This window comes from Fructilactobacillus sp. Tb1 (assembly GCF_050500285.1).
In the GTDB taxonomy this organism is placed as follows: Bacteria; Bacillota; Bacilli; order Lactobacillales; family Lactobacillaceae; genus Fructilactobacillus.
In genome coordinates, this window is the sequence record NZ_CP191377.1 from 1,306,366 (window position 1) to 1,319,217 (window position 12,852).

General features: G+C 35.7%; 10 protein-coding genes. All 10 read left to right on the plus strand.

The window, feature by feature from the left end:
- The first annotated feature begins 126 nt into the window (after nt 1–126).
- The 10 genes from rny to ACQW5G_RS06755 all read left to right on the plus strand — a co-directional run bounded on the left by rny (nt 127) and on the right by ACQW5G_RS06755 (nt 12,744).
- Nucleotides 127–1,686 (plus strand): ribonuclease Y, encoded by a 1,560-nt coding sequence (rny, locus tag ACQW5G_RS06710; protein WP_429971902.1) that lies wholly within the window; start codon nt 127–129, stop codon nt 1,684–1,686.
- An 86-nt stretch (nt 1,687–1,772) separates the two neighbouring features.
- Nucleotides 1,773–2,579 carry a TIGR00282 family metallophosphoesterase gene (locus tag ACQW5G_RS06715; RefSeq protein WP_429970701.1) on the plus strand — a complete coding sequence of 269 codons (807 nt, stop codon included), beginning with the start codon at nt 1,773–1,775 and terminating at the stop codon, nt 2,577–2,579.
- Between the two features lie 18 nt (nt 2,580–2,597).
- Nucleotides 2,598–5,225, plus strand: a complete 2,628-nt coding sequence (mutS, locus tag ACQW5G_RS06720; protein WP_429970702.1) for a DNA mismatch repair protein MutS — start codon at nt 2,598–2,600, stop codon at nt 5,223–5,225.
- A gap of 12 nt (nt 5,226–5,237) precedes the next feature.
- A complete protein-coding gene (gene mutL, locus ACQW5G_RS06725; protein ID WP_429970703.1) occupies nt 5,238–7,157 on the plus strand; it encodes a DNA mismatch repair endonuclease MutL in 1,920 nt (639 codons plus the stop codon).
- A gap of 21 nt (nt 7,158–7,178) precedes the next feature.
- Entirely contained in the window at nt 7,179–7,781 is a 603-nt protein-coding gene (ruvA, locus tag ACQW5G_RS06730) for a Holliday junction branch migration protein RuvA (RefSeq protein WP_429970704.1), read from the plus strand.
- Between the two features lie 12 nt (nt 7,782–7,793).
- Nucleotides 7,794–8,798: a Holliday junction branch migration DNA helicase RuvB gene (gene ruvB, locus ACQW5G_RS06735; RefSeq protein WP_429970705.1), complete on the plus strand. Its 1,005-nt coding sequence runs from the start codon at nt 7,794–7,796 to the stop codon at nt 8,796–8,798.
- A gap of 68 nt (nt 8,799–8,866) precedes the next feature.
- A complete protein-coding gene (gene yajC / locus ACQW5G_RS06740) occupies nt 8,867–9,202 on the plus strand; it encodes a preprotein translocase subunit YajC (protein WP_429970706.1) in 336 nt (111 codons plus the stop codon).
- Nucleotides 9,203–9,271: 69 nt separating this feature from the next.
- Nucleotides 9,272–10,375 carry a DNA polymerase IV gene (dinB, locus tag ACQW5G_RS06745; protein ID WP_429970707.1) on the plus strand — a complete coding sequence of 368 codons (1,104 nt, stop codon included), beginning with the start codon at nt 9,272–9,274 and terminating at the stop codon, nt 10,373–10,375.
- 48 nt (nt 10,376–10,423) lie between these two features.
- Nucleotides 10,424–11,383: a DHH family phosphoesterase gene (locus tag ACQW5G_RS06750; protein ID WP_429970708.1), complete on the plus strand. Its 960-nt coding sequence runs from the start codon at nt 10,424–10,426 to the stop codon at nt 11,381–11,383.
- Nucleotides 11,383–12,744: a DEAD/DEAH box helicase gene (locus ACQW5G_RS06755; RefSeq protein ID WP_429970709.1), complete on the plus strand. Its 1,362-nt coding sequence runs from the start codon at nt 11,383–11,385 to the stop codon at nt 12,742–12,744. The genes ACQW5G_RS06750 and ACQW5G_RS06755 overlap by 1 nt, the downstream gene beginning before the upstream one ends.
- Nucleotides 12,745–12,852: the final 108 nt, after the last annotated feature.

Below are 12,852 nucleotides of genomic sequence, written 5' to 3' on the forward strand. Positions count from 1 at the left end.
GAAATGTTATTCCTTTTTTAGTATACTTAGTTGACACTGATTTTTTTTAACATTAAACTTAATAGGTGGCCGGTTTATACATTGGCCTTAAATCAAATATTAATTAAGTGATACGGAGGAAAAATGATGGTATTTACTATTATTGCAAGCGCCGCTATCGCTATAGTTGCTGGATTTTTAATTGGTCAAAATACTCATAAACGGGTAGTGGAAAAGAAATTAGACGCTGCTCACAAAAATGCTAATGATATTATTTCTGATGCAGAAAAGAAAGCTAAAAGTGCGTTAAAAGAAGCAACTTTAACAGCGAAAGAAAAAGGTAATGCTTACCGTTCTCGAGTTGAAAAAGGACTTAAAAAACGTCGGGCTGACATTCAACGTCAAGAAGATCATTTATTAAAACGTGAAGAATTGTTAGATCGCAAAGATCGAGCATTTGAAAAACGTGAAGATAGTCTTAACCGTCAGGAAGAAAAGATTAGCAGTGAGAAAAAAGTCTTAGTTAAAAAGCAACAAGATGCAGATGCACTTATTGAAAAAAGGCAAGCAGAAGTTACCAAAGTATCTTCTTTAACGCAAGAAGAAGCTCGTAACTTAGTAATTGATGAAACAAAGAAGCGATTAGCTGATACTAGAGCGCAAATGATTAAGCAAAATTACGAGGCTGCTAAAAAAGCATCAGCACGTGATGCCAAAAACTTAATCGTGGAAGCTTTACAACAAAGCTCTGCTGATATTGTTTCAGAAACTACTGTGTCAGTTGTGACCCTTCCCAATGATGATATGAAAGGTAGAATCATTGGACGAGAAGGTCGCAATATTAGAACCTTTGAAACACTCACTGGAATTGATTTAATTATTGATGATACTCCCAATGCAGTTGTTTTAAGTGGTTTTAACCCTGTTAGACGCGAAATTGCTAAAATGGCCCTTGAAAAATTAATTAAAGATGGTCGAATCCATCCAGCTCGCATTGAAGAAATGGTTGAAAAGAGTAAAAAAGAACTCAACCAATTAATTCAAGAAACTGGTGAAAATGTAATTTTCGATCTTGGAATTCATTCTATGAATCCCGATTTAGTTAAATTAGTTGGACAATTAAAATATAAACTCTCTTATGGGCAAAATGTTTTATCTCGTTCAATTCAAGTTGCTAAGTTAGCAGGTGTTTTTGCCGCCGAATTAGGTGAAGATGTTACTTTAGCAAAGCGCGCTGGATTATTGCACGAAATTGGAAAAGCTTCATCAAACGGAACTGATGAGTCATATATCGAAGCTGGTGTTGATATTGCCAAAAAATATGGTGAAGACCCAGTGGTAATGGATTCAATTCGTTTGGGAGAACCTGGCAGTGAACCACATAGTATGGTTGCTGAATTGGTCGAAGTTGCTGATCGAGTTTCAATTGCTAGACCGGGAGCCAAAAGCGACTCTCTTGAAAGTTTTGTTCATCGTTTGGAAAAACTTGAAACGATTAGTAACAGTTTCCCAGAAGTGGAAATGAGTTACGCGGTTCAAGCCGGACGTGAAATTCGAGTAATTGCTCAACCTCATAAAATCTCTGATTCTCAAGCAATTGTTTTAGCCCGAGAAATTAAAGATAAAATTGAAGATGAAATGAATCATCCTGGTCATGCCAAGGTGACCGTTATTCGAGAAACTCGTGCAGTTGATTATGCAAAATAATAAAAAGACCATTTGTGGTCTTTTTTTATTTTGTTTTTTCCATGGTAAAATGGATATATTAGAAAAAATAGAATGGCGGATATATAATGCAAATCTTGTTTGTAGGTGACGTAGTTGGTGATTTAGGAATGAAAATGGTAAATCAATATTTACCACTTTTGAAAAAAGACCTAAAGCCACAACTTACGATTGTAAATGGTGAAAATTCAACTAAAGTTGGTAGAGGAATTAATGAACGACTCTTTAAACAAATTATGAAAGATGGAGCAGATGTGGTTACGTTAGGTAATCATGCTTGGAACAATCCTGATATTTTTAATTTTATTGATGATACAAAAAAATTAATTCGTCCTTTGAATTATCCTGGAAAGCAAGTTCCTGGTGAAGGATTTGTGGAATTAAATATTAATGGGGTAAAAGCAGCGGTCATTAATTTACAGGGTCGAATTTTCATGGAAGAAACTGATGATCCATTTGCTAAAATTGATGAATGCTTAGAACAACTCAAAAAAGACAAAGTTACGATTATTTTTGTGGATATGCATGCTGAAACGACTAGCGAAAAGAAAGCCATGGCAATGTATCTTGATGGTCGTGTGTCAGCCGTTGTTGGAACTCACACGCATGTACAAACTAACGACGGTCATGTTTTACGTAAAGGAACAGCTTTCTTAACTGATGCAGGAATGACTGGACCTGATGAAGGTGTCATTGGGATGCAATACGAGCCAGTTATCCATAAATTCTTGACCTCTCGTCCTAGTCGCTTTGAAGTTGAAGAAAATGGGGATGCTATTTTATCAGGATGTTTAATTGATGTTGATAAAAAGACTGGGCTAGCTAAAAAAATTAAAACAATTATGATCAGTAAAGATCATCCATACCACAATTAACCTAAAGGAGGCTATCTGATGGCAAAAAAGAATACTGCAATGATGGAACAGTACCAAAAAATTAAAGATCAATATCCTGATGCTTTTTTGTTCTATCGCATTGGTGATTTTTACGAATTATTTAATGAAGATGCCGTAAAGGGTGCACAAATTCTAGAATTAACTTTGACCGCTAGAAACCATAAAGCTGAAGATCCAATTCCAATGTGTGGAGTGCCGCATAAAGCTGCTCAAGGATACATTGATACTTTAGTTGATCAAGGATACAAAGTTGCCATTTGTGAACAAGTGGAAGATCCTAAGCTTGCTAAAGGCATGGTTAAACGAGAAGTCATTCAATTAGTTACTCCTGGTACGCAAACAGATAACAATTCTGAAACTGCCAAGGACAATAACTACTTGGCTAGTGTGGTTTATAGTGAAGAATTAGACCAATATGGATTTTCTTACATTGAACTATCAACTGGGGAATTGAAAGTGACCTTGTTAGATAATGCAGATGCAGTGTTAAATGAAGTTATCAATCTTAACTCCAAAGAAATTGTAGTAGATTCAAGTATTGATGGTGAATTACTCGATAACTTTAAGAAGTTAGGTATTCTTATTTCATTACAAAATGATTATGACGAAGAAAATGGTACTGGAATCATTACTGATATTGATAATGAATTACTTCGTTTATCTTTGAATGTCTTGCTTTCATATGTATCTGAAACCCAAAAGCGGAGTCTTTCACACATTCAAGAAGCTCGTCAATATGAACCAAGTTCTTTCCTAAAAATTGATCATAATTCGCAATATAATTTGGAATTATTGAAAAATATTAGAACTGGGAAAAAGTCAGGAACTCTATTGTGGGTTGTTGATGATACGAAGACTGCTATGGGTGGTCGTAAGTTAAAACAATGGATTGAACGTCCCTTAATTAAGCAAAAAGCAATTGAAGAACGTCAAAATTTAGTAGAAACCTTATTAGATAACTATTACGAACGAAATGAACTCCGAGAAGCTTTGATTAAGGTTTACGATTTAGAAAGACTAGCTGGTCGAATTTCTTTTGGTGGAGTGAATGGGCGCGATTTAATTCAACTTAAATCATCATTAGCTCAAATTCCAAAGATTAAACATGTGCTTAACCAACTTGATACCCCTGGATTTAATCGAATTTATGAACGCCTTGACGATGTGCATGATGTCTTTGAATTAATTGATGATGCAATTGTTGAAGATGCCCCAATTTCCGTTAAAGAAGGGGGCATTATCAAACCTGGTTATAATGATAAATTAGATCAGTATCGTGATGCGATGCAAAATGGGAAACAATGGTTGGCTGATTTAGAAGCTAAGGAACGTCAGTTGACTGGAATTTCTAATTTGAAGATTGGTTATAACCGTGTTTTTGGTTATTATATTGAAGTTACCAAAGGGAATATTGGTAGACTTGATGATACCCGCTATAATCGAATTCAAACTTTAACTAACGCAGAACGTTTTTCAACGCCAGAGTTAAAAGCGAAAGAAACTTTAATTTTGGAAGCTCAGGAAAAATCACGGAGCCTGGAATATGATATTTTTGCCAAAATTCGGGAACAAATTAAACAACAAATTCCCCGCGTCCAAAAATTAGCGAGTGGAGTCTCGAGTCTTGATGTGCTTCAGAGTTTTGCAACGATTAGTGAACGGGAGCAATTTGTGCAACCACACTTTAATCATGATAATCTGCTAAAACTAGACAATGCCCGTCATCCCGTTGTGGAACAAGTGATGGGATCACAAAAATATGTGCCTAATGATGTCTTGATGGACAAGGATACTGGAATTTTATTAATCACTGGTCCGAATATGTCTGGTAAGAGTACGTACATGCGTCAGTTAGCTTTGATTGTAATTTTGGCCCAAATGGGATGTTTTGTGCCAGCTGAAAAAGCAGAAATGCCAATTTTTGATCAAATCTTTACCCGGATTGGTGCAGCTGATGATTTAATTTCTGGTAAAAGTACGTTCATGGTAGAAATGAAGGAAGCTAATCAAGCCATTCAAAATGCAACTGAAAACAGTTTGATTTTATTTGATGAACTTGGTCGTGGAACTTCAACTTATGACGGAGTTGCTTTGGCACAAGCCATTATTGAGTATATTCATGATAAAGTACATGCCAAAACGATGTTTTCAACTCATTATCATGAATTGACAGATTTAAGTGCTGAATTAAAACACTTAAAGAACGTTCATGTTGGAGCAGCGGAAAAAGACGGTAAGCTAGTTTTCCTTCACAAGGTTCTTGATGGGGCAGCTGACAAATCATATGGGATTAACGTGGCGCAATTAGCAGGGTTACCAGATGATTTGCTAGCTCGAGCTCAATCAGTCTTAGATCAATTTGAAAATAACGAACAAACTGATAGTAAAGTAGCTCATCTAGCTATTTCGCCAGTTAAGGCTCCTGTTGCAGTTGAACCAGAAATTGATGAAGATCAACAATTAGAATTATTTAAAGTAGAGACCAAACCAACTGAAACTAGTCAGTTGAGTAAAAAAGAAACTAAAGTCATGAACGAAATTGAAAAAACTGATTTAATGAGTTTGAACCCAATGGAAGTTATGAATTTAGTCTACAAATGGAAACAAAAATTAAACGAAAAGTAAGGGGGAATTGAAATGGCGCAAATTCATCAATTATCAAATGTATTAGCTGATCAGATTTCAGCTGGTGAAGTTATTGAACGTCCAGCATCAGTAGTTAAAGAACTAGTGGAAAATTCGATTGACGCTGGAAGTACTAGAGTTGACATTGATATTAAAGATGCAGGACTACAACGGATTAAAATCACTGATAATGGTAGCGGAATTGCTCCAGATCAAGTCCAACTAGCCTTTACTCGTTTTGCCACTAGCAAAATCAGTAATCAATCTGATTTATTTGATATTCATTCCTTAGGTTTCCGTGGTGAAGCTTTACCTAGTATTGCCTCAGTAGCGGATGTTGATATGAAAACCTCTGATGGAGAACATGAAGGTAGTGAAATTCGCATTCATGGTGGAAAAATGGTTAAACAAGGACCAGCTGAAATTCGGCGAGGTACGACTGTTGAAGTAAATGAATTGTTTTTTAACACTCCTAATCGTTTAAAATATTTAAAGTCAAATTCCACTGAATTAGGTAAAATTACTGACATTGTTAATCGCTTGGCTTTAAGTCATCCCGAAGTAGCTTTATCATTGCAGCATAATGATCGGGAATTATTACGTACTTCTGGGCGAAACAATATGCAACAAGTGATTGCTGGAATTTATGGTAATCCCAGCATGAAGAAAATGATTAAAGTTGAGAACGAAAATAGTAAGTTTAAATTAACTGGATATACTAGTTTGCCTGAATTAACGCGAGCAAGTCGCAAGTATATTTCTGTGATTATCAATGGTCGTTTTGTAAAAGATTATGCGTTAAATCATGCCATTATAGATGGTTATGGCTCAAAATTAATGGTCGGACGTTATCCTGTATCGGTGATTAACGTTGAAATGGATTCCAGTTTAATTGATGTAAATGTTCATCCAACTAAACAGGAAGTTCGTTTATTAGATAGTCGCGAATTAGGAAACTTTATTTCTAAATCAATTTATGATGTGTTAGCACAACAAAATTTGATTCCAGATGCCTTAGATAATAAGTCATTAAAACGGGGACTTTCAGAACATAATACAATGGAAGTGGCATTGAATTTTGATGAGTTAGAGGAACAAACAAATGTAACAAAGACAATGCCAAGCACAGCAGCGATTGATACTGAAACAGTTAAAGTTGCCCCAGTTGAAAACAAAGCTGTTAGACCAACTAATATTCCAGTTATCATTAAAACTAAAGCTGACTTACACAATAAGGATGTCGAAGCATTTAAAAAATATTATTTAAATGAACGCCCTGAAGCAATTTTTGGCGAAGAAAGTGAAAAACAAGTTGAAAAGGAACGTTTCCCACAACTTCGTTTTATTGGACAAGTTCATGGCACTTATTTAATTGCCGAAAGTAAAGATGGAATGTATATTGTTGATCAACATGCGGCTCAAGAACGAATCAATTACGAAAAGTTTCGTAAGCAGGTTGGTGAGGTAGGCGCGGATGAACAAAATCTGTTGGTTCCCATTGTGCTTGATTATCCAGCTAGTGATGCTTTAGCGATTAAAAGTCGCCTTGATTTATTAGAATCAGTTGGAATCAAACTGGAACCATTTGGTAATAATAGTTTTGTCATTCATCAACATCCAACTTGGTTTGAAAAAGGTCATGAAGAAGAAACTATCAAAGAAATGATTGACTGGGTTTTAAAAAACGATAAGTTATCGACAGCTGCTTTTCGTGAAGAAGCTGCGATTATGACAAGCTGTAAACAGGCAATTAAAGCTAATCACCACCTCGACCACAAACAGGCCCAAGCTTTACTAGACAATTTACACAACTGTGAAAATCCCTTTAACTGTCCTCATGGACGTCCGGTGTTAATTCATTTTTCACCTAGTGATCTACAAACGATGTTTAAACGAATTCAAGACCCACATGAAGCGAATGGTTGGGAATAAAAAACGAAATGAGTGATGAAGATGTACGAATATTTATACGGGGAATTAACTGATATTTCGGAACGTTATATCGTAATTGATGTCAATGGAGTTGGTTATTTGATTAACGTGGCTAATCCATATCATTTTGAAACTGACGTTAATACCAAGAAAAAGATTTACGTGCACCAAAGTGTAACGGATTCATCAATGACATTGTATGGATTTGAAACTTTAGAAGATAAACAATTATTTGAGCAACTGTTAAACGTGTCTGGAATTGGTTCTAAGAGTGCTTTAGCTATCATGGCAGGAAATGATAACACAGGCTTAGTAAATGCCATTAAGACTGAAAATGTAAGTTTCTTAGTTAAATTTCCGGGAATCGGAAAAAAGACGGCTCAACAAATCATTCTTGATTTGAAAGATAAAATTGATAAGACGTTGCAACTTGATTTGAACTTACATGAAAAGAGTACCATTGCAGGTTCAAATCCGAAACTTGATGATGCTTTAAATGCTTTAGAAGCGTTAGGATTTACGCATAAAAGCGTGGAAAAAATTCAACCAAAATTGGCAGCACTTGATGCTGACACCACCACTGATCAATACATTAGTAGTGGATTAAAAATGTTAACTAAGTAAGGGGGTTAATTCGTGGAAGATGACAGAATTGTGTCAAAAAGTACTGATGAAAATGATGCTTCGATTGAACAATCCTTGCGTCCACAAACTTTTGACCAATACATTGGACAAGATGAGATTAAAAGCTCATTAAATGTCTATATTAAAGCTGCTAAGCAACGGGAAGAATCATTAGACCACGTCTTACTTTATGGGCCTCCTGGTCTGGGTAAGACGACACTTGCAATGGTGATTGCTAATGAAATGAACGTCCAGTTAAAAATTACCAGTGGACCAGCCATTGAAAAAAGTGGAGATTTGGCCGCATTGTTAAATGAATTGGAACCAGGTGATATTTTATTTATTGATGAAATTCATCGGTTACCCAAAGTCGTAGAAGAAATGCTTTATTCAGCGATGGAAGATTTCTATATTGATATCGTGATTGGACAAGGACCAACGGCTCATCCCGTCCATTTCTCATTGCCACCATTTACTTTGATTGGTGCAACCACTCGGGCGGGGTTATTAGATGCTCCATTCCGAAATCGATTTGGAATTGTCGAACATATGAATTATTATAATCAAGCTGATTTGAAAAAGATTGTGAAACGTTCAGCTCGCATTTTTAATAGTAATATCAAAGATGAAGGGGCACGTGAGGTAGCTTTACGTTCTCGTGGCACACCTAGAATTGCGAACCGTTTATTAAAACGAGTTCGTGATTTTGCACAAGTATCGGGAAAAGCGGAAATTGATATCGAAAGTGTTGATCAAGCTTTATCTGCTTTAGGTGTAGATAATCAAGGACTAGATAGAACTGATATTAAATTATTAGAAACCATGATTGAATATTATCGCGGGGGGCCTGTAGGATTGAATACATTAGCTGCAAATATTGGTGAAGAAGCCGATACAATTGCAGAAATGTACGAGCCATACTTGTTACAAAAAGGCTATTTAAAACGGACTGCCCGTGGTCGAAAAGTAACTGAAAAGGGTTATCAACATTTAGGTATTCCATATCCAACGGAATAAGCAGGATTAATAGCGTTTATAGGTCAAATTTGGTAAAATAGAAGTAATAAATATATGAGGTGAAAATTATGCAACAATACGGTTCAATTGCAATTTTGATTGTTTTATTTGGTTTAATGTACTTCTTTATGATTAGACCTCAAAAGAAACAACAACAAAAACATCAAGAAACACTTAAAACTCTTCAAAAGGGTGATCACGTTGTAACTATTGGTCGTTTACACGGTGTTGTTAGTAACATTGATCGTGCTAAAGGATTAGTTACCATTGATTGTGACGGAATTTACTTAGATTTCGATTTAAACGCAATTGCTAATGTAACTCGTCCAGAAGTTAAAGCTGCCCCTAAAGCTGATGAAAAACCAGCTGAAGAAGCACCTAAGACTGACGAAGAAGCAAAATAATTAAAAGCCTGCATGCAGGCTTTTTTTATTAATGATAAAGAACATACGTTCTAAGAAGGAGGTATTCAGATGGCAGATGATTATATTCAAGTTGATGCATCACGTAAAATCATTCATGTTGATATGGATGCCTTTTTTGCTTCGATTGAAGAACGAGAACATCCAGAATTTTTAACGCAACCGCTTGTGATTGCTAATGATCCTCGAACTACTGGTGGTCGAGGAGTGGTAACAACTGCAAATTATCATGCTCGTCAATTTGGGGTACATTCAGCTATGCCAGCTAGTAAGGCATTAGGCTTATGTCCCAAAGCAGTTTTTAAAGCTCCTGATTTTGAATTATTTAGAAGTGTTTCTGATCAGATTCATGATATTTTTCATGAATATACCGATAAAATTGAAACAGTGGCTTTGGATGAAGCCTATTTAGATGTGACAGAAAATAAAAAGCATATTTCTGACCCAGTCTACTTAGCTCATTTAATTCAAAGTGAGATTTGGGAAAAGACACACTTAACTTGTTCAACCGGAATTTCATATAGTAAGTTTTTGGCTAAAGAGGCGTCTGATTATCGTAAACCAGCTGGAGTGTCAGTGATTAGTGAAGCGGATGCTCACGAGTTTTTAATGCGCCTTAAAATTGAAAAGTATCGTGGAGTGGGTAAGAAAACCGTTGAAAAAATGAAGGCTTTAAACATTAATAACGGGTATGATTTATATCAGAAGTCAGAAATGTTTTTGATTAAAGAGTTTGGTAAATTTGGCTATATTTTGTATCGTCGGGTTCGGGGATCGGATAATCGAAAAGTCGAATATCAGCGAGAACGAAAATCAATTGGAAAAGAACGGACTTATACGCATGAATTAAATAGTATGTCTGACGTAGAACGTGAATTAACAAAGATTGCTAAATTAGTCGTTGATGCACTACAAAAACACCAAAAACATGGGAAAACAGTGGTATTAAAAGTCCGCTATAGTGACTTTACAACTATCACAAAACGAATTACTGAAGCCGATTTTATCGAAAATGATGATAAACTAATTTACAGTAAGGTGATTGATATTTTTGAAGAGTTACCTGATCCTGTTAATGGGATTCGCTTATTAGGAATTACATTGACGAATCTTGCGGATTTAGGATTTCAAAACATTAACTTACCTTTATATTAGAAATAAGGTATACTTAACTGTTAAGAGTTTTTATAGAGGGTAGATAAAATGAATATTAAAGAACAAATTTTTGAAAAAATTAGTGAATACGATACGATTATTATTCACCGCCATCAACGTCCAGATCCAGATGCAGTAGGCTCCCAAATGGGACTTGCAGAGATTATCAAAGCAACATTTCCTGATAAAAAAGTTTATTGTGTAGGTAAACAATACAAAAGTTTTGCCTGGTTAGGTGAAACTGATGAAGTTGCAGATGATGTTTACAAAGATGCTTTAGTAATTGTTTGTGATACTGCTAATCAACCACGAGTTGATGATGCTCGATATCCAACTGGTAAATACCTTATCAAGATTGATCACCATCCTAATGATGATCAATTTGGAGATTTAATGTGGGTTAATCCAGAAGCATCAAGTGTTTCAGAAATGATTTATGACTTATATTCCGCTAATGAAGCTATGAAATTATCTGATGATGGAGCACGTGTTTTATATGCTGGAATTGTTGGTGACACTGGTCGTTTCAAATACCCATCAACAACTAGCCATACTTTTGAAGTAGCTAGTGGATTGACTAAATTTGATTTCCCCCTTAGTGAAATTGCCCAACGTGAAGACGAAATTGATATTCCGTTAGCTCATTTAGCTGCGTATGTTTATCAAAATCTTCACATTTCAGAAAGCGGAGCTGCCTACATTGTTTTAACTAATGAAACAATTCAAAAACTCGACTTAGGCGATGATAGTACATCTTCAGTTGTACCGTTGCCTGGTAACATTGGAGAAGTTGTCGATTGGGCAATTTTTGTTCAACAAAAAGAAGGAGACTATCGAATTCGTCTTCGTTCTAAAGGACCTTCAATTAATGAATTGGCTAAGAAACATGATGGTGGGGGACATGCCCTTGCTAGTGGTGCTGTAGCCAAAGATGAAAATGAAATTAAAACGGTTGTGGCCGAACTCGACCAACTAACCAAAGAATATAACGAGAAAGGTAAAAAATAATGAGTGCATCTTTTAAGGATTATCATTTTAAGCCATTCATCAACGCAGCAATTGATGATTTAGGTTTTAAAAATCCCACACCTATTCAGGCTAAAGTAATTCCTACGATTCGTCATGGCAAGAGTGTAATTGGTAAATCAGCAACTGGTAGTGGTAAGACCCATGCGTTCTTACTTCCATTGTTTAATCAATTAGACGTTAATAGTCAAAAGACTCAAGTAGTTATTACTACTCCTAGTCGGGAATTAGCTTACCAAATTTACGAAAACGTAAAACAAATTGCTAGTTTCAGTGATGAAACTATTCATATCGCTAACTATGTTGGTGGTACAGATAAAGAAAAACAAATCGAAAAACTAAAGCGAGAACAACCACAAATCGTCGTTGGTACTCCTGGTCGAATTTTAGATTTAGCTAAAGCTGGTCATTTAGACATCAACACTGTTGACAAGTTGGTTATTGATGAAGCTGATATGACACTTGACTTTGGTTTCTTGGAAACCGTTGATAAGATTGCTGCCGCAATGGCACAAGATCTTCAAATGATGGTTTTCTCAGCAACTATTCCACCAAAATTGAAACCATTCTTGAAGAAATACATGAAGAACCCCGTTCTTGATGATATTCCTACAGAAACAGTGATTAACAAAGACGTTGATAACTGGTTGATTTCAACTAAAGGGCAAGACAAAAATAGTTTAATTTATAAATTAATTACTATGGGAAACCCATATCTAGTTTTAATCTTTGCTAATACTCGTGAACGAGTAGACGAAATTGAAGATTTCCTTCAAAGCCAAGGATTAAAAGTAGCTAAAATTCATGGTGGTATGCAACCCCGTGTCCGTAAGCGTGTAATGAAACAAATTCAAAATCTTGACTTTCAATACGTAGTTGCTTCAGATTTAGCAGCTCGTGGTATCGATATTGACGGTGTTTCTCACGTTATTAACGACGACATTCCAACTGATAACGAATATTTTGTGCACCGTGTTGGACGGACTGGTCGTAAAGGAATGAAGGGAATTGCCATTACTCTTTACGGTCCTGATGAAGACGCCAAAGTTCTTGAACTTGAAAACATGGGAATTAAATTCCAACCTAAAGAAATCAAGAATGGTGAAATTGTAGATACTTACGATCGTCGTCGTCGTGAAAAATACAAGGGTCATCATGACAAGCTTGATGGATCAACTCTTGGTATGATTAACAAGAAGAAGAAAAAGGTTAAACCAGGTTACAAGCGAAAGATTAAACGTGCCATTAAGATGAAAGATGAACAAAATCGTAAGATTGAATTACGAGGACAAATTCGTGCTCGTAAGAAACAAAAGAAACGTAGTTCAGAACGTTATCAATAATTGACACTAATAATTTTTATAGCTATAATTTTGACAAGGACATACTAGTAAATGAGTTTATCCAGCGATGATTGGACAGTGCAAGCAATCAAAAACAAATTTATTTAG